Source organism: Aliivibrio salmonicida LFI1238 (assembly GCF_000196495.1).
In the GTDB taxonomy this organism is placed as follows: Bacteria; Pseudomonadota; Gammaproteobacteria; order Enterobacterales; family Vibrionaceae; genus Aliivibrio; species Aliivibrio salmonicida.
The window spans coordinates 2,345,209-2,363,770 of the sequence record NC_011312.1 but is presented as its reverse complement, the minus strand read 5'-3'; the positions used below and the strand labels follow the sequence as shown (position 1 = coordinate 2,363,770).

At 40.6% G+C, this 18,562-nt stretch carries 14 protein-coding genes and 1 pseudogene; 10 read left to right on the top strand and 5 right to left on the bottom strand.

Going from position 1 to position 18,562, the window contains the following annotated elements; all coding sequences use genetic code 11:
• The first annotated feature begins 135 nt into the window (after positions 1-135).
• The 4 genes from norR (at position 136) to purB (ending at position 4,985) form a co-directional block, all read left to right on the top strand.
• A complete protein-coding gene (gene norR, locus VSAL_RS11540; RefSeq protein ID WP_012550714.1) occupies positions 136-1,674 on the top strand; it encodes a nitric oxide reductase transcriptional regulator NorR in 1,539 nt (512 codons plus the stop codon).
• A gap of 116 nt (positions 1,675-1,790) precedes the next feature.
• Positions 1,791-2,915: a tRNA 2-thiouridine(34) synthase MnmA gene (mnmA, locus tag VSAL_RS11535; protein ID WP_012550713.1), complete on the top strand. Its 1,125-nt coding sequence runs from the start codon at positions 1,791-1,793 to the stop codon at positions 2,913-2,915.
• An 11-nt stretch (positions 2,916-2,926) separates the two neighbouring features.
• Positions 2,927-3,544 (top strand): high frequency lysogenization protein HflD, encoded by a 618-nt coding sequence (gene hflD, locus VSAL_RS11530; RefSeq protein WP_012550712.1) that lies wholly within the window; start codon positions 2,927-2,929, stop codon positions 3,542-3,544.
• 70 nt (positions 3,545-3,614) lie between these two features.
• Positions 3,615-4,985 (top strand): adenylosuccinate lyase, encoded by a 1,371-nt coding sequence (gene purB, locus VSAL_RS11525; protein ID WP_012550711.1) that lies wholly within the window; start codon positions 3,615-3,617, stop codon positions 4,983-4,985.
• 115 nt (positions 4,986-5,100) lie between these two features.
• Here purB and VSAL_RS11520 read toward each other — a convergent pair whose 3' ends face one another.
• The gene (locus tag VSAL_RS11520) at positions 5,101-5,529 is read right to left on the bottom strand and encodes a hypothetical protein (RefSeq protein WP_012550710.1); all 429 of its coding nucleotides are present in this window, start codon (positions 5,527-5,529) and stop codon (positions 5,101-5,103) included.
• A gap of 233 nt (positions 5,530-5,762) precedes the next feature.
• Between VSAL_RS11520 and VSAL_RS11515 the strand changes: the two genes are divergently transcribed.
• The 5 genes from VSAL_RS11515 (at position 5,763) to VSAL_RS11495 (ending at position 12,812) form a co-directional block, all read left to right on the top strand.
• Positions 5,763-7,856 carry a methyl-accepting chemotaxis protein gene (locus VSAL_RS11515; protein ID WP_012550709.1) on the top strand — a complete coding sequence of 698 codons (2,094 nt, stop codon included), beginning with the start codon at positions 5,763-5,765 and terminating at the stop codon, positions 7,854-7,856.
• Between the two features lie 332 nt (positions 7,857-8,188).
• On the top strand, positions 8,189-9,166 hold the full coding sequence (locus VSAL_RS11510) for a tripartite tricarboxylate transporter substrate binding protein (protein ID WP_044583303.1): 978 nt from the start codon (positions 8,189-8,191) through the stop codon (positions 9,164-9,166).
• A 135-nt stretch (positions 9,167-9,301) separates the two neighbouring features.
• Positions 9,302-9,802 carry a tripartite tricarboxylate transporter TctB family protein gene (locus VSAL_RS11505; protein ID WP_012550707.1) on the top strand — a complete coding sequence of 167 codons (501 nt, stop codon included), beginning with the start codon at positions 9,302-9,304 and terminating at the stop codon, positions 9,800-9,802.
• 16 nt (positions 9,803-9,818) lie between these two features.
• On the top strand, positions 9,819-11,345 hold the full coding sequence (locus VSAL_RS11500) for a tripartite tricarboxylate transporter permease (protein WP_012550706.1): 1,527 nt from the start codon (positions 9,819-9,821) through the stop codon (positions 11,343-11,345).
• Between the two features lie 270 nt (positions 11,346-11,615).
• Positions 11,616-12,812 (top strand): DEAD/DEAH box helicase, encoded by a 1,197-nt coding sequence (locus tag VSAL_RS11495; RefSeq protein ID WP_012550705.1) that lies wholly within the window; start codon positions 11,616-11,618, stop codon positions 12,810-12,812.
• 96 nt (positions 12,813-12,908) lie between these two features.
• On the opposite strand, the gene VSAL_RS11490 is transcribed toward VSAL_RS11495, so the two are convergent.
• The 4 genes and pseudogenes from VSAL_RS11490 to VSAL_RS11475 form a co-directional block, all read right to left on the bottom strand.
• Complete coding sequence (locus tag VSAL_RS11490) at positions 12,909-13,790, bottom strand: patatin-like phospholipase family protein (protein ID WP_012550704.1); 882 nt, start codon at positions 13,788-13,790, stop codon at positions 12,909-12,911.
• 42 nt (positions 13,791-13,832) lie between these two features.
• Positions 13,833-14,303, bottom strand: a complete 471-nt coding sequence (gene ybaK / locus VSAL_RS11485) for a Cys-tRNA(Pro) deacylase (RefSeq protein WP_012550703.1) — start codon at positions 14,301-14,303, stop codon at positions 13,833-13,835.
• 10 nt (positions 14,304-14,313) lie between these two features.
• Positions 14,314-14,988: a response regulator gene (locus tag VSAL_RS11480; protein WP_012550702.1), complete on the bottom strand. Its 675-nt coding sequence runs from the start codon at positions 14,986-14,988 to the stop codon at positions 14,314-14,316.
• 26 nt (positions 14,989-15,014) lie between these two features.
• A pseudogene (locus tag VSAL_RS11475) lies at positions 15,015-16,625 on the bottom strand (ATP-binding protein).
• Positions 16,626-16,844: 219 nt separating this feature from the next.
• On the opposite strand from VSAL_RS11475, the gene VSAL_RS11470 reads away from it, so the two are divergent.
• Complete coding sequence (locus VSAL_RS11470; RefSeq protein ID WP_012550701.1) at positions 16,845-18,509, top strand: formate--tetrahydrofolate ligase; 1,665 nt, start codon at positions 16,845-16,847, stop codon at positions 18,507-18,509.
• Positions 18,510-18,562 lie beyond the last annotated feature (53 nt).

Genomic DNA, 18,562 nt, shown 5'->3' with positions numbered 1-18,562 from the left:
CAACTATCTATCCATTTGTTTTATAAGAAAATAACAAAGATAAGCCACCGAAAATGTCAATTTGACACTCATTTACTTCTGTCAAAAAGACAGTACAATAGTCAAATTGACATTAAGAAAGAAGGTGTGACAATAATGAAAAACATTAAAAAAGAATGGATTCAGATAGCCTTAGATTTAACGTCTGGATTATCAAATAAAGATCGCTTTGAACGCTTACTCTCGACGATAAGAAACGCCTTAAAATGCGATGCTTCAGCCTTGTTACTGTTCAAAAATCAATATTTTTCTCCTTTAGCCATTAATGGTCTTGATGGTGATGTCATTGGTCGTCGCTTTTCCATTTCACAACACCCTCGTTTAGAAGCGATTGCCAGAGCCGGTGACATCGTTCGGTTCCCACCAGACAGCGATTTACCCGATCCTTATGATGGATTAATCGCAAATAAAAAAAGCCAGTTACACGTCCACTCCTGCATAGGCCTTCCTCTCATCGTCAATGAACGTCTCATTGGAGCGGTAACCATTGATGCATTCGATCCTGCCCAATTTGATAAATTCACAAATAAAGAATTACGCATCATCAGCGCATTAGCGGCAACAAGTTTGAACACCGCCTTACTCATGGAAAGATTAGAAAAACAATCAGGAGAAAGTAGCACAGCGTCTTCTTTTGAAAGTCCACAACACCACGTGGCCGAGATGATTGGTGAGTCTCAAGTAATGCAAGAGTTGCAAAACAACATTAACGCCGTAGCCAACACCGAATTGTCGGTCTTAATTACAGGTGAAACGGGAGTCGGAAAAGAATTAGTCGCCAGTGCTCTGCACGAAAGATCGGCGCGTTCAAATCAAAATTTAGTCTATTTAAACTGTGCAGCGCTACCAGAGTCGGTTGCAGAAAGTGAGTTGTTTGGTCATGTAAAAGGCGCATTCACAGGCGCAATAAGTAACCGAAAGGGAAAGTTTGAATCCGCAGATAATGGCACGTTATTTCTTGATGAAATTGGCGAATTATCTTTAGCGCTGCAAGCCAAATTACTGCGTGTTTTGCAGTATGGTGATATTCAACGTATTGGGGACGATAATCACATTAAAGTGAACACTCGAATTATTGCTGCCACCAACAAAATGCTTCATGAAGAAGTCAAGAATGGCAATTTTAGAGCCGATTTGTATCACCGCTTGAGTGTCTTTCCCATTTTTGTTCCCCCACTAAGGGACCGAGAAAATGACATTACGATTCTCGTTGGGTATTTTGCAGAAAAAAGCCGCATCAAATTAGGTGCTTCAAGTTTACGTATCACTCCAGAAACGATCGCCCTTCTTAACGATTATTCATGGCCAGGAAACATCCGAGAGTTAGAGCATGTAATGAGCCGAGCAACCGTACTTTCTAGAGCACAGAGTAATGAAACGGACTTAACCCTTACGCCGCTGCATTTTTCAATTAAAAAAGACACTAACTTGGAAGTAAGCCCCATTCAACAAACAGAAAACACACTCATAGATGAAACGAAAGGATTACGCCTTGCAACCGACGAATTTCAAACACAATTAATAAAAAAAACACATCAAGAAAACCAACACAATTGGGCGGCTACCGCCAGAGCTTTGCAGCTTGATACAGGAAATTTACATCGTTTAGCCAAACGCTTAAAACTAAAGGACTAAATCAACATAAATAACCTACATTTCACAGATATAATCTGTGATTTTAGTCTCGGATCTGTCCCATGCAAATTCTTTCTGGTAGAATCTGCTTCAAGTTTTATTAGTGGTGTTAAAGAATGTCAGACAACAGCCAAAAGAAAGTCATCGTCGGAATGTCCGGTGGTGTAGACTCTTCAGTATCAGCCTACCTACTTCAGCAACAAGGATACCAAGTTGAAGGTCTTTTCATGAAAAACTGGGAAGAAGACGACAACGAGGAATATTGTACCGCAGCTGAAGATTTAGCCGATGCACAAGCCGTGTGTGACAAATTAGGTATTCACCTTCATACCATTAATTTCGCAGCTGAATATTGGGACAACGTCTTTGAATATTTCCTAGAGGAATACAAAGCGGGTCGCACGCCAAATCCAGACATTCTTTGTAATAAAGAAATTAAATTTAAAGCATTCTTAGAGTTTGCTGATGAAGTGTTGGATGCCGATTTTATTGCAATGGGTCACTACGTTCGTCGTACTTTCCCAACCGCAGAAGACATCGCAAATGGTGCTAAACCACAAATGCTTCGTGGTTTGGATTCAAACAAAGATCAAAGTTACTTTCTATATACATTAAGCTCAGAGCAAGTTGCACGCAGCCTGTTCCCTGTTGGTGATCTAGAAAAACCAGAAGTACGTCGCATTGCCCAAGAGCAAGATTTGATCACAGCGAAGAAAAAAGATTCTACTGGTATTTGCTTCATCGGTGAGCGTAAATTCACTGAGTTCTTAGGCAAATACCTACCAGCACAACCAGGTAATATTGAAACGCCAGAAGGCAAAGTTATTGGTCAACACCAAGGCTTGATGTACCACACTCTAGGCCAACGTAAAGGTTTGCACATTGGCGGTTCTAAAGGCGGCGGCGGTAACGAAGACCCATGGTTTGTTGGTGAAAAAGATTTAAAACGCAATGTACTTATTGCTGTACAAGGTCATGACCACCCATTATTGAAATCACAAGGCTTATTAGCCTCTCAACTTGATTGGGTTGATCGCACGGCGATCAAAGCACCATTGAGCTGTACGGTAAAAACACGTTACCGTCAAACTGATATCCCTTGTACCATTATCCCTATCGATGATGAGAACATTAAGGTGATTTTTAATGAACCACAAATTGCGGTGACTCCAGGTCAATCTGCTGTTTTCTACTCAGGTGAAATTTGCCTAGGTGGCGGTATCATCGAAGAACGTATTTAAGGAGTCCTAGCGTGGCGAACACTTTATTTGACAGAACCATTGCATTTGCTGGCATTTGCCAAGCGGCAAGCTTAGTACAAAAAATGGCGAAAGATGGGCATTGTGATCAAGCCGCGTTTGATACCGCTATCCAATCTATTTTGGAAACCAATCCAAATAATACGGTAGGTGTTTACGGGAAAGAAGCCAACTTACGTGTTGGCTTAGAATGCCTTGTACGAGATTTTGATAACACACCAACAGGCAGCGAATTAACTCGCTACCTGATCAGTTTAATGGCACTAGAGCGCAAACTTGCAGGTCATCGTGATGGCATGAGTAAGCTTGGTGAACGCATCAGTACCATTGAACGCCAATTAGACCATTTTGATATTCATAACGAACAAATGCTCAGTAACATTGCGAGTATTTATTTGGATGTTATCAGCCCTATGGGCCCTCGTATCCAAGTTACGGGCACACCATCTATCTTGCAACAATCAATGACTCAACATAAAGTTCGCGCATTACTGCTATCAGGTATTCGCTCTGCGGTACTTTGGCGTCAAGTAGGCGGAAAGCGTCGTCATTTGATTTTTGGTCGTAAAAAAATGGTCGAACAAGCAAAAATTATATTAGCTCGAATTTAAAAAATTAAAGCCTACTTGACTATCAGGTAGGCTTTATCCTTTAACCTTTATAGATATCTAGGAGATTCACATGGAATTGTCAGCATTAACTGCTGTTTCACCTGTAGACGGTCGCTACGGAAGTAAAACAATTTCTCTACGCAGCATCTTTAGTGAGTATGGCTTACTGAAATACCGTACTGTTGTTGAAGTTCGTTGGCTTCAAAAATTAGCAGCTACGCAATCGATTGCGGAAGTGGCTACATTAAGCGCAGAAGCGAATCAATTCTTAGATAACATCGCTGCAAACTTCAGCGAAGAAGACGCTATGCGTATCAAGGACATTGAACGCACAACAAACCACGATGTTAAAGCCGTTGAATATTTCCTAAAAGAGAAAGTCGCAGAGCTTCCAGAGCTTCACGCTATCAACGAATTTATTCACTTTGCTTGTACTTCAGAAGACATAAACAATACGTCTCACGCTCTTATGCTTAAAGAAGCACGTGACACGATCGTTCTTCCTGAAATCCGTAACGTTATCGATGCAATTAAAGCATTAGCGAACGAGTACCGTGATATTCCTCTTCTTTCTCGTACACACGGTCAGCCAGCTTCACCTTCTACAATGGGTAAAGAAATGGCGAATGTTGCGTACCGTATGGAACGTCAATACAAACAAATCGAAAACGTTGAGATCCTAGCGAAAATCAACGGTGCTGTTGGTAACTACAACGCTCACCTTTCAGCTTACCCAGATGTTGATTGGCACAAATTCAGTGAAGAATTCATCACTGAATCTCTAGGCGTTAACTGGAATCCGTACACAACTCAAATCGAACCGCATGACTACATTGCAGAGCTATTTGATGCGATTGCACGTTTCAACACAATCCTTCTTGATTTTGACCGTGACGTTTGGGGCTACATTGCTCTTGGTCACTTCAAACAAAAAACGATTGCAGGCGAAATCGGCTCTTCAACTATGCCGCATAAAGTTAACCCAATCGATTTTGAAAACTCTGAAGGTAACCTAGGTCTTGCTAACGCTATCTTTAATCACCTATCTCAAAAACTGCCTGTATCTCGCTGGCAGCGTGACCTAACTGACTCTACGGTTCTTCGTAATCTAGGTGTTGGTTGTGGTTACGCAATCATTGCATACACGTCGACTCTAAAAGGCATTAGCAAATTAGAAATCAATCGTGCAGCACTTGAAGCTGAGCTAGATAAAAACTGGGAAGTTCTTGCAGAACCGGTTCAAACAGTAATGCGTCGTTACGGCATCGAAAAGCCATACGAAAAACTAAAAGAGCTAACTCGCGGTAAACGCATTGATGGTGAAGGCATGCGTTCATTCATCGACAGCTTAGAAATCCCTGCAGACGAAAAAGTTCGTTTAAAAGAGATGACGCCAGCAAACTACATTGGTCAAGCTATCGAGCTAGCTGACAAGCTTTAATCTTTACGGTTATTTATTAACCTAACAGATTTATAAGCACTAAAGAGCCCCGTATCAAACGCCTTTAAAGAGCGATTGTTACAGGGCTTTTTTATTTAGTATTACTCATTCAAGATTACATTACGCACTCTGTCATATCTTGTGCACGTTCGACGCCTTTCTCAATTAAGCTTTCAGCATTTTCATTTGAAATTGTTGCCATTACTTTATCAACCACATTTTCTGCTGTTGATTCTGATGATGCCGCCACTAAACAGCTATACGCATTCGAAATGTGCGCTTTCACTTCAACCAATGCTTCTGGATTGCTGTAATCGGCATTCAACGCCTCATCAACCGATGTTGCAAATGCTTTTGCTGATATAGCTGCATCACCAAATTCATCAATATTAAGATCACTTAAATTAATTAATTCTAATTTTGTTTGAGCCATGTCTACTGCTTTATTTGCCGCATTTTGTGCTTTATCAATGGCTTCACTTGCGTCATTGCAACCCACTAAAACAACCGAAAATAATAAAGGTAACAATAGTTTTTTGTTCATTTTTTATCTCACTATAAAATTGCCAATATAACCAAAACAGAGTAACAGAAAATTAATTAAATGAGATGGTTAGCGTGTATCTAAGTATGAACCGCGGAGTATAAATGAATATCCGTGAACTCAATGTGAACACCGGTGTAAATTTTATTCATTCAATTCAGTTATTTTAGCTAATGAATATTCACTCCAAGTCGATAAGTAATTCTATAAAATCATTTTAGTTCTGAGGGATTATGTTTAAATCAATAAAAACACGTATCGCGGTAAGTGCCGGACTTGCCATCTTTATAACATTAAGCACCGCCATGTTTTTTACTACCGTATCTTATAACGGAGTAAATAAAGAAATAACAAAACATGTCTCTGACCAACTCGCTGAAAATATTGATTATAAATTACTGTCTATTGCGAATCAGCAAAGTGCGGAACTCAATGGTCAATTTTCCCCAGTGATCAGTAACTTAAAACAACTAAAATCATTGCTAGAACTGTCAAACCAACACCAAGCAGACGCAAGTCTTCTTATTGAGCAGTTCATCTCATCATTAAAAATACAAAATGACAGTGTATTTGCAGGTTACATGGTGTGGGAAGACGCTAATTTTACTAAAGATGAATCGGTTCTTACTCAAAAAGCATTAAATAAAGAAGGCGTTCTATCTCCATTCTTCTCTCCGACCAATTCAGGCTTTGAAGCCATTGGAATGGACCGCTTTAAAAACACCGCGTTAAACAACAATGGTGAACGTACTGATGAATGGCATTTAGCGCCTTTTGAAACGGGTAAAAGCTTTGTAATGGAACCTTACTATTACAACGTAAGAGGAAATGAAGAGCTTATTACGACGATCAGTTTGCCGTTACGACATAACAATAAGATTGTTGGTTCTCTTGGTTTTGACTGGTCAATAAAAAGCTTCCAAGCAATAAGTCAAAAATCAGCAAAAGCAACAGGAATGCCTGATGCGATTGTCTCTATCGCCTCATGGGACGGACGATTACTATCTTTCAGTAAAGATGGAAGTTTAGTCGGTCAAAAAGTAGCAGATGAATTTGCACGTAATTGGGGATCGATTCAGCAAGAAGCGAAAAATAATAAGTCATTCTTAAAAGACATCGGCCATTTGAAAATTGCTGTCTCTACCATTAATACAGGGGCAAAACCGTGGATAGTCATGGTGTCGATTCCTTCTGAAATTTTGAAAAAAGAAATTACCGATTTCAATGTGTTCAGCACTGAATTAGGAAGCGAAGCACTTTCTAATGGTTTATTAAGTGGCGTCATCTCTTCAATTGTTGGTATTTTTATTATTTTCCTTCTGGCAAAAAATATTGGTTCAACACTGTCTAATCTCACGACTCGCTTTGAAAACATAGCTCAAGGTGATGGCGATTTAACACAGCGCATTGAGATAGACTCTAAAGACGAAATTGGCCAGTTAGCTTTTTGGTTTAATACTTTTGTAGAGAAAATTCAACTCACTCTTCATAACGCCAAGAACACCGCTGAATTGGTGTCTCAATCATCAATGAACACCATGTCTGAAACTGAAAAATCACAAATTAAGCTGCAAAATCAAGTGAATGAAGTGACCCAATTAGCAACGGCGATTAATGAAATGAGTGCAACGGCTCAAGAAGTTGCGTCTTCTGCTTTGCAAGCGGCAACCGCTGCAAACCAAATTCAAACAAGCAGTGAAGATGGTCAAAAAATAATGAATAACGCCGCCTCTTCAGTAGAAGAGTTAGCCGCATTCATCAATGAAGCTCAATCACAAGTCGTTAGCTTAGCCGCATCAAGCAATGATATTCAAAAAATTCTAACGGAAATCGGCAGCATTGCTGAGCAAACAAATTTATTGGCTCTGAATGCCGCGATTGAAGCAGCTCGTGCTGGTGAGCAAGGCCGTGGATTTGCAGTCGTCGCTGATGAGGTGCGTAACCTTGCAAGTCGTACGCAAAGCTCAACTCAAGAAATCAACAGCATGCTTGTAATATTGCAGCAAAATACACAAGGCATTGTCACCGTAATGGACAGTAGCCAGAAACAAGCGCTAGCAACCAAAGAAGACACATTAATTGCACAACAAAACTTAATTGAAATAAGTAATGCAATCCTTGTGGCAAATGACATGAACAATCAAATTGCTTCTGCCGCTGAAGAGCAAAGCTCGGTTTCTGAAGAGATAAATCGCAATGTAACCAGCATTAATGAAGCCGCTGATGAGGTTCTTGCTGATATGCATACCTCACTCAATGATACGGCAGAACTAACAAGAGAAAGTCATGAATTAGCACAAAGGCTGAGTGAGTTTAAAACTCAATAAGCCCATCCAACAAAGCCACATGACTCTCCCTCGGTTGTGTGGCTTTCATCTCTTGACCTATTAATCCTCTTCCCCTCCTCTCTATCTCTATCTCTATCTCCCATGAACTTTATGAACAAAACGTCCTTTATGTCCTAAATAACCATTATTTTCTCTAACTGTTCATCTCGGAAAAAAAGAAATAACATTTTCGCAACAAACAAAGAAAAAGCAGTAAATATATAGAACGATGGCAACCCAAAGAGGTTGCAATACCAATCAGGATAAAAAGTTAAACAGAGAAAACGTTTATTTGGGTTGGTATCCATTACTATCATAAGGACATGCTATTCATGCTTACTTCATTTAAAAAACAGATCTCAGCTTCCATTATTGCCGCCACGTTTGCTCTTTCAGGATCTGCATTTGCAGCAGACCTTGAAAAAATACACTTTATTATTCCTGGTGGTGCCGGAGGCGGTTGGGATATGACCGCTCGTGGTACGGGTGATGTACTATTAAAATCAAACCTGATTGAGCAGGCCTCTTATCAAAACCTTTCTGGCGGTGGCGGTGGTAAAGCCATTGCTCACCTTATCGAGACGGCCAATCGTCAAACAGACACCTTAATGGTGAACTCAACGCCTATCGTGATCCGATCGTTAAGTGGTATTTTCCCACAATCATTCCGAGATCTCACGCCGATTGCCGCCACTATCGCCGATTACGGTGCTATCGTGGTAAATAAAGAGTCAAAATACACCAGTTGGGATCAAGTCGTTGCTGATTTTAAGACAGACCCTCGCTCAGTAAAAATTGCAGGCGGTTCAGCTCGCGGCAGTATGGATCATCTTGTCATAGCGGCCGCATTTAAAGGGGAAGGGTTTGATCCAAGAAAGGTACGCTACATCGCTTATGATGCCGGCGGAAAAGCCATGGCCGCTCTACTTTCTGGCGAAACGCCTCTTCTATCAACGGGTTTAGGTGAAGTTCTAGAAATGTCGAAAAGCGGTCAAGTCCGTATTCTTGCGATTACCGCCCCTAAACGTTTAGAAAGCGCACCAAACATTCCAACACTGACCGAATACGGTAATGATACGGTTTTTGCTAACTGGCGTGGCTTCTTTGCCGCACCCGGCACACCTCAAGCAAAAATTGATGAATATACCGAAGTCTTTAGCAAGATGTATGAAACAGAACAATGGGCCGTTGTTAGAGATCGTAATGGTTGGATTGATAACTTCAAAGCAGATAAAGAATTCTATGCCTTTCTTGAGAACCAAGAAAAGATCATGGGTGACCTAATGCCTGAACTTGGCTTTTTAAAATAACCTTTCAGTGGCCTTGGACAGTTAATGACTCCCCCGGATATGGCTCATTAATCCTGCTTGTAACCTAGGAGTTTTACCCTATAAGAGGTTCCTTGCTCTGTACTTTCAGGCCGCTTTTTTATTTCTTTTCACCGAATGAATTCATGGAGAGAGCTCATGTCGTACTCTAGATCTTCTCTATTATGCAGAGATCGCGTTGGCGCGATTATCTTCTTATTAGTTTGCCTTTGTTATGGTTACCAAACCAGTTTAATCGCTCTTTTCCCTGGCGATGAATACGAACCTTTCACAGCAAGAACCTTACCTTACATGCTCACATTCGCAGGTATTATCTTATCATTACTATTAATTATCTCCGCTCAACCCGATGAAAAAAGTGGCGCTGTTTTAGGATTTAATTGGAAGCTACTTTGTGGGTTTTTGATCCTGATGGTGCTGTATGGCATTGGTCTAACTTGGCTTGGATTTGTGCTAGCAACCAGCTTGTTCTTATTAGCCGGATTCTACTTATTAGGCGAACGACGTAAACCTATTTTATTTGGGGCTTCGTTTCCTTTTGTTACTGGATTCTGGCTACTTCTTACCAAAGGTTTAGATATCTATCTTGAACCTGGTTATCTTTTTCTTGCTTGGTAAACCCTAGGACTTAATTATGTTAGATGGAATTTTAGCAGGCTTATCCACCGCAATAATGCCAACCAATTTAATGATGGTAATGATCGGCTGTTTTGTCGGTACCTTTATTGGAATGTTACCGGGACTTGGGCCAATTTCAGCCATTGCACTCATGATCCCAATCAGCTACGGATTAGACCCTGCATCAGGCATGATCTTAATGGCTGGTGTCTATTATGGTGCGGTTTTTGGTGGCTCAACCTCCTCAATCCTTATCAATGCACCGGGTTGTTCATCAACTGTTGTCACCGCCTTTGATGGCTATCCGATGGCACAAAAAGGTCAAGCAGGTAAAGCCCTTGCGCTAGCCGCTTACTCCTCTTTTACGGGTGGCACTCTGTCAGCCATTATGCTGCTCATTGCAGCGCCTGCTTTAGCAAAAGTATCATTAAGCTTTCAATCCTCCGACTACTTTGCCTTAATGCTGGTTGGCCTTTCTGCTGTTGCTGCATTCGCAGGTAATGGGCAAGTAATAAAAGCATGGATGATGACAATATTAGGCTTGATGCTTTCGACCGTTGGGATTGATAAAGGCATTGGGGTTGAACGATTCACCTTTGGCTTAACGGATTTAATGGACGGGTTCAGTTTCCTATTACTTGCTATGGCAACCTTTGCTTTAGGTGAAACGTTAATGGGGATTTTGAAACCAGAACAAGACACTCGTGGCGATGAACAGCATAAAATGTCCGATCTTGGCAGCATGAAAATAACGAAAGAAGAATTCAAAGAAGTCGCCCCGGTTGCCATTCGATCGTCTATCTTAGGCTTCTTTACAGGCGTATTACCCGGTGCGGGTGCAACTATTGCTGCATTCTTAAGCTATGGCATGGAGCGAAATTTAGCACCAAAAGATAAACGAGATGAATTTGGTAAAGGCAGTATTCGCGGGTTGGTTGCTCCAGAATCAGCAAACAATGCGGCATCTAGCGGGTCATTTGTTCCACTATTAACCCTTGGCATTCCAGGTTCAGGCACAACGGCAATTATGCTTGGCGCCTTAATTGCCTATGGCATTCAACCCGGTCCAAGATTGTTTGTTGATCATCCTGATATCTTTTGGTCAGTCATCATTTCTATGTACTTCGGTAATATCGTATTAGTAATTCTAAATTTACCGCTCATTCCCTACATTTCGAAACTATTAGCCGTACCAAAAACCGTGCTCCTACCAATGGTATTATTCTTCTCTATTACTGGTGTTTATTTAGTTTCTTTTAATACCGTTGATGTTTTTATCATGATCTTTATTTCGATGGTTGCGATTGCACTTCGGCTTGCCAATTTTCCTCTCGCCCCCTTATTGCTCGGTTTTATATTAGGCGGGATGATGGAAGAGAATCTACGCCGATCTTTAATGCTCAGTGATGGAGAACTTAGCTTTCTATGGGAACGACCAATCACCTTTAGTTTCACCGTTATTGCTGTTTTGGTTGTGCTGTGTCCGATACTCATCAGTTTACTAAAAAAGATCCGTATCAAAAAAACATCTATTAGCAACTAATCACCCATAAAGTACTGGCTGCGATTATCAGTACTTTAGAGCATTTACGGTTCAATCTTATTTGGGTTGTTCTCAGCGGTATTGGCTCTCTGATCTTATTTCAGCATGTCTTTTGTATTTGCTAATGCATAACAACGTAATATAAAGCCATATCAAAAATAAGTATGGCTTTCTCTTCCTCTCTTCATGCTACAATCCTCTCCTAATTTGCTCTCTGTTTATCGCTTTTGCTTTAAACTGTTTTTATTCTTCATATACCTGAGATTTCACATGCCATTTTCTAACCTTGGATTAAGTAATCCAATTTTAAAAGCCATTAATGAACTAGGCTACAAAGCCCCAACGCCAATTCAAGAAAAGGCGATTCCTGTTGCTCTAACAGGAAAAAACCTGATCGCAGCGGCACAAACTGGTACAGGTAAAACCGCAAGTTTTGTATTACCAATCTTGCAAATGTTAAGTGAAGAACAAACGAAAGTTCGAGCAAAACGTATTCGTGCATTGATCTTAACGCCAACACGCGAACTTGCCGTTCAAGTTGAAGATAACATCAGTAAGTACAGCAAACATTTAGATCTTACGTCACTCGCTATGTATGGTGGTGTTGATTATAAAGAGCAGAAACAACGCTTAATTGAAGGGGTTGATATTCTGGTTGCAACGCCTGGTCGTTTGCTTGATATGTACACTCAACGTGCGGTACATTTTGACGAAATTGATATTCTCGTACTCGACGAAGCCGATAGAATGCTAGACATGGGCTTTATCGAAGACATCAATAAAATTATTGAACGTTTACCGTTAGAACGCCAAAACTTATTGTTCTCAGCAACCCTGTCAGAACAAGTTCGTGCATTGGCAAGAACAGCAATCAATAATCCAATTGAAATTACCATTGAGCGTAACAGTAACGCTGAGCCTAAAATTGACCAATGGTTAATTACGGTTGATAAAGACAAAAAATCGGCGCTAATCAGTCACCTAATTAAAGAAAACGATTGGGATCAAGCGTTGATCTTCATCGAAACAAAACACGGTGCAGCGAAACTGGTAGGTCAACTTGAAAAACGCGGCATTACCGCTGAAGCGTTCCACAGTGGTCGTAGCCAAGATGCTCGCTCAAAAGTATTGAATGACTTTAAAGAAGGTCGTTTGAAGTATTTAGTCGCGACAGGGATTGCGGCTCGTGGTATTGATATCGATGAATTGACTCGAGTCATTAACTACGACTTACCGTTCCCTGCTGAAGATTATGTTCACCGTATTGGCCGTACAGGCCGTGCTGGTTCATCTGGTGAAGCGATTTCATTTGTATCTCGAGATGATTTTAAGAACTTGTGTATGATTGAAAAACGTCTGGGTCACTTAATTGTCCGTAAAGAAATTGAAGGATTCGTCCCTAATAAAGACGTACCAATTTCAATTTTGAACTTTAAACCGACAAGAAAACCAGCACCAAAATTTTAAGTACTATTTCTGTGTAACTCATTTATTCACTTAATGAGCGACAAAAAAACGCCCATTTCTATCATAAAGAAATGGGCGTTTTTTTATTCAAATTACCTACAACAAATGCTTTAGTACTTCTTCTGTTTTTTGATAGCCTAAATCGATCATTTCCGCAGTACGTTCAAACTCAAAAGTACCACACGCATCACGTGCTATTTCCACCGTAATATCGGGCGGATAAGCGGCTAACTTCTGTCTCGCTATCGTACTTTGCATTGCATCAAACGCTTGATTTGCGATGTCATACATACCTAAATCAATTCTTGATGTTTTCGCTGTTAATGACCCAAAATAATCACTCACTTTACGATGAAAAGACATATCGTCTTCAGATTCCGCCTCAGATATATCTATTTGTTTATCGGCAAAGTCGTCAATTTGATGTGTCATTTCACCCGCAAGATTCACCGCTAATGTAATATCAGAATGATCACCAAACGTCGGGGCAATAGGGACAGGGTTTAATACCCCACCATCAATTAACGTTCTGCCATTGAGTTCAATTGGCATTAAATACAGAGGCAATGAAATTGAAGCCCGCATTGCTTGAAGAAGCGGCCCTTTTTGTAACCACACTTCTTTTTCATTACTGATGTCTGCCGCAACTGCCGTGTATGGGATAGACAAATCTTCAATATTTAAGTCCCCTAAAAGATGACCCAGACGATTCATCACTTTATCGCCTTTTATTAAGCCGCCCTTACCCCAATTAAAATCCATTAGAGAAACAATATCTAACTTTGTCACTGTTCGCATCCACGCTTCAAACTCATCGAGTTTTCCTGCAGCATAGAAGCCACCAATAACCGTACCAATCGAGCAACCAGAAACAGAAACAATAGTAAAATCATGTTCCTCTAACCAACGGATCACGCCAATATGAGCAAGACCTCTTGCACCACCACTGCCTAATACTAAAGAAACTGTTTTACCCATTACACTCTTCCTTTATGAGGTTAATTCTGTATCAGTAACGTCTTATTCTGACGTAATATCGGCAAATTGAGCGACCAATGTATGTTGTAAATCTTGTGGCGACAATCCAATATCAAGTCCTCTTTTTCCACCACTCACGTACATGGTTTTAAATTCTTCAGCACTGATATCAATCACCGTTTTCAAACGCTTCTTTTGACCAAGAGGACTCACTCCTCCCATCACATAACCACTGCTTTTTTGTACTAATGCTGGATCCGCCATTTTGGCTTTTTTGCCTTTAACGGCTTTAGCAATTAATTTCATGCTTAATTGCTTTGCCACTGGAATAATGCCAACAACCAGATCTTTTTCATCCACTTGTACAACCAGCGTTTTAAACACCTCTTCATGAGGTAAACCCAACTTTTCAGCCGCTTCAAGTCCATAAGCTTGCGCTTTAGAATCATGATGATACTCAAGCACCTGATGATCTATTTTTAATTTCTTTAATAATTTTGTTGCTGGGGTCATGTTGCCCTCTTTAATGCTTAAAGTAAGTTCTCTCTGGTCGCCCCACACTGCCATAAGACAGATCAGCACTCAACTCTCCAGAGCTAATCAAATATTCGAGATAACGACGCGCTGTTGTTCTGCTTGCGCCAAAGAGTTCCCCCGCCTGATCTGCGGTTAATTTAGTTTTACTCTCAAAAAGACGTCGTACCTTTTCTAAAGTTACTCCATCAATTCCTTTTGGTAAACGAGTAACTTGCGATGCGACCCCAGAATGTAGCATCGCATCCACCATTGATTGATCAATATCAAGCCGAGCAGTCAGTTGTTTCTTTTGGCTCAAATACTTATTTATGGACTCTTCTAATCGGCTAAAGATGACCGGTTTTAGCAAATAATCAATCACACCACCACGCATGGCTTCTTGTAATGTATTTACGTCTCTGTCTGCGGTAATTAAAATGACGTCTGGGGAGTTTTCTTTTTGGCGTAGCTCACGCAAAATATCCAACCCATTACCATCAGGTAAATAAATATCGAGTAACACCATATCTGGGTTCAACACATCAAACAAGGTATCGGCTTCTTCTTTACTTGCGGCAATACCGATCACCTCAACCGCGTCTATTTTATCTAAATTACGACGATGTATTTCCGCAATAGCAATGTCATCTTCGACAATAACGATGGTTACTTTACTGCTCACTCAATATCCTTATTTCATTCTTTTTATCATGACGACTTTTTAAGCCATTCTTTTGGTAAATAGATGGTCATCACTGTACCTACATCCGTTTCACTGTGTACCGTAAACTCACCTCGATAGTGATCAACAAGTTGCTGAATTAAATGCAGTCCAACACCTCTTCCCTGATCTGATTTGGTAGAAATACCTCTTTTAGTCAGTTGCTTTAACGTTAGCGATTCTGGTAACCCACAGCCTCTATCTTCCACCTCAATGATCAACTCTTGACCAAAATCAGTCACACTCACTACGATGGGATATGTGCTCTGCTTTGCCACACTTAACGTAGCATCAAAGGCATTATCGATAAGGTTACCAATAATCGTGACCAAATCTTCTGCACGAATATGCTCAGGTAATAAGCCTAACTGTGTCCCTTCTTCTATTTCGAGTTGTAAACCAAGCTCTCTTGCTCGTTCACTTTTTCCTAAAAGCACCCCCGCAATCATTGGCTCTGAAATACTCTCTCTTAAGAATTAAATTAACTTTTGATAGCGAAGGCTTTCTTGACCAATTATCTGTTGAACTTCTTCAATGCGACCAAGTTGAATTAACCCACTAATGGTATTTAATTTATTACGGTGTTCGTGCGTTTGTGAACGCAGTAAATCTGCGTATTGCTTCACTTGAGACAGCTGAATCGTTAACTCACTGATTTCGTCTTTACGCCTAAAACTCGATACCGCGCCAATGACTTCGCCATCCATTTGAATCAATTCACGGTTCGCTATTACCGCTTGTCCGTTCAACAATAATTCGATGTCATGCTCTGATTTATGTGTCACTAATAATTTGGTGAGGTCACTGTCTGGTAATACGTCGGAAAAAGGTCGATTCAGAGAGCGTTTAGGGTCAATACCTAAAATCTCACACGCACTGTTATTGATTGAACGTAATTTACCACTCGCATCAATACTTAATACGCCCTCTCGTAACGTAGAGAGGGTGACTTGTTGTTCTTTATACAAACGCCCAAACGCTTCTGGCTCAAAGCCAAAAATCGACTTTTGAAAGCGACATGCAATGTAATTGGCAATAATGGCATTCGCAAAAATAACAAGCACCGCCATCCCTAAGAAGAAAAATAAAAAATGAGATACTTTACTGTCTATGGTCGTCAATAAATAACCGACAGACACCACCCCAATAATCTCACCAGAGTCATCTAGGATCGGTGTTTTACCCCGAACTGATTTACCTAGCGATCCCTTAGCATAAGAAATATAAGAATGACCAAACAGCAAAGCTTGCTGATTGTCCCCCCCTTGCATTGCTTTACCTATGCGTTCCTTTATTGGATGAGCGATACGTATGCCTTTCTCATTACCAACAACAATAAATGCCGCACCAATGGATGAGCGAAGACGCTCTATTTTTTCTGCAATGATTTCAGGATCATTATTTTTAACGGCTAATATTACGTGAGGAGATTGAGATAGAAACGTCGCAATACCGAGCGCCTTTTCACCACTGTCTTGAGATTCCCAATGCTTTACATAAAAGAAGGCACACACAGATAAAATAAATAACTTCCCTATCCCTGAAATAGTCATTACTGATAGTAAACGACGTCGGAAACTTAAATCACGCCAAGACATTACTTCATCATTCCTTGATAATAAAACTGACAATAAATCGTATCACACGCTGTTAACCTATTCTTAAACCTTGTTCATACTCTTTGATCACAGCTTATAAATATTTCCATCAATTCCACATTATTTTTAGGTAATTCATTCTGTCTCCCCCTATTTATGTGGTATAAAACAGGCGCTTCTTTTCTGGTGTTTAACTCTTTCCTAAAGGTTCCCGTTATTATGAAAAGCGATATTGAGATCTGCCAAACTGCGACACTTATAAGAATGAAAACGATTGCGTCTAACTTAGGGCTGCATGATGATGACATTACGCCACAAGGTCGCTATAAAGCGAAAGTCAATATTGATGCCTTAAAACACCTTGAAGATAAACCAAGTGGAAAACTTATTTTGGTTACCGCAATCACTCCAACGCCTTTAGGGGAAGGAAAAACGGTAACAACCATAGGATTAGCACAAGGCTTAGCTAAATTAGGGGAATCCGTCAGTGCTTGTATTCGTCAACCCTCAATGGGTCCCGTTTTTGGGGTAAAAGGCGGTGCCGCGGGTGGTGGTTATAGCCAAGTCGCTCCTATGGAAGAATTAAACCTACATTTAACAGGTGATATCCATGCAATAACGGCCGCACATAACCTCGCTTCCGCCGCTATTGACGCACGTATTTATCACGAACAACGTTTGGGTTATAACATTTTTTCAGAAAAGAATGATCTCCCCGCATTACGTATTGATCCAACCCAAGTGGTTTGGAAACGAGTGATGGACCATAATGACCGTGCTCTACGCATGGTGACCATCGGAAAGAATGAAGACAATAAAACCATTAATGGTTATGAACGCGAAGATGGTTTCGATATAACTGCCGCTTCAGAATTAATGGCCATTCTCGCTTTAGCCACTGACCTTCAAGATCTTCGTCAACGTATCGGTCGCATTGTTGTTGCTTACAACCTTGATGGACTGCCTATCACCACAGAAGACTTGCAAGTGGCTGGCGCAATGACAGTCACAATGAAATTCGCAATCAATCCAACGTTAATGCAAACACTTGAAGGCGTTCCAACGTTCGTTCATTCTGGGCCATTCGCAAACATCGCTCATGGTAACTCGTCGATTATTGCTGATAACATCGCCTTAAAATTGACCGATTATACCGTGTTAGTGGCCACATTACGTGGAATAAAAGCAAATTCGGGATTGTTTCCTCTATCATCAGGTCAATCCTTACCTAAAGCACTCTTTGTACCAAATCAAGAGGCATTAATTGCAGGATTAGATAATTTACATTGGCACATCAAAAACTGTGCTAAATATGGGTTGCCTGTTGTTGTTGCCATAAATCGATTCCCTGAAGACACTCAAGAAGAGCTCGATTTTTTAGCTGATTGGGTTACGAGTCAGTCTTCTGAACTAAACCTTGATGTTGCCATTAGTGAAGCATTTGGAAAAGGAGGCGAAGGCACTCGCGAACTCGCCCAAAAAGTGCTAATCGCATGCGCACAAGAAACAGAGTTTACGCCACTTTATACTCCAGACATGAGTTTACTAGACAAATTAACCGCTGTAGCCATAAAAGGATATGGCGCTGAACGCCTTGAACTTTCAGAAAAAGCACAGCAACAACTCGCTATGTTTGAACAGTTAGGCTATCAACACTTATCAGTATGCATGGCAAAAACACCGGCATCGATATCGACTGATGGCAACATTAAAGGCGCTCCAACTGACTTTATTGTACCGATTCGTGAATTACGATTGTGTGCTGGTGCAGGCTTTGTGTATGCCTTATGTGGCAACGTAATGACAATGCCTGGCTTGCCTGAAAAACCCGCATTCATGAATTTAGATATTGATAGTAATGGAAACATCACAGGGCTAAGCTAAGATCACATTACTTAATGTAGATCATGTTCTATGTGTTACATTTACTGTTAATC

Coding starts and splice junctions, on each gene's coding strand:
- norR (WP_012550714.1), top strand. CDS start 136: ATGAAAAACATTAAAAAAGAATGGATTCAGATAGCCTTAGATTTAACG.
- mnmA (WP_012550713.1), top strand. CDS start 1,791: ATGTCAGACAACAGCCAAAAGAAAGTCATCGTCGGAATGTCCGGTGGT.
- purB (WP_012550711.1), top strand. CDS start 3,615: ATGGAATTGTCAGCATTAACTGCTGTTTCACCTGTAGACGGTCGCTAC.
- VSAL_RS11520 (WP_012550710.1), bottom strand. CDS start 5,529: ATGAACAAAAAACTATTGTTACCTTTATTATTTTCGGTTGTTTTAGTG.
- VSAL_RS11515 (WP_012550709.1), top strand. CDS start 5,763: ATGTTTAAATCAATAAAAACACGTATCGCGGTAAGTGCCGGACTTGCC.
- VSAL_RS11510 (WP_044583303.1), top strand. CDS start 8,189: ATGCTTACTTCATTTAAAAAACAGATCTCAGCTTCCATTATTGCCGCC.
- VSAL_RS11505 (WP_012550707.1), top strand. CDS start 9,302: ATGAATTCATGGAGAGAGCTCATGTCGTACTCTAGATCTTCTCTATTA.
- VSAL_RS11500 (WP_012550706.1), top strand. CDS start 9,819: ATGTTAGATGGAATTTTAGCAGGCTTATCCACCGCAATAATGCCAACC.
- VSAL_RS11495 (WP_012550705.1), top strand. CDS start 11,616: ATGCCATTTTCTAACCTTGGATTAAGTAATCCAATTTTAAAAGCCATT.
- VSAL_RS11490 (WP_012550704.1), bottom strand. CDS start 13,790: ATGGGTAAAACAGTTTCTTTAGTATTAGGCAGTGGTGGTGCAAGAGGT.
- ybaK (WP_012550703.1), bottom strand. CDS start 14,303: ATGACCCCAGCAACAAAATTATTAAAGAAATTAAAAATAGATCATCAG.
- VSAL_RS11470 (WP_012550701.1), top strand. CDS start 16,845: ATGAAAAGCGATATTGAGATCTGCCAAACTGCGACACTTATAAGAATG.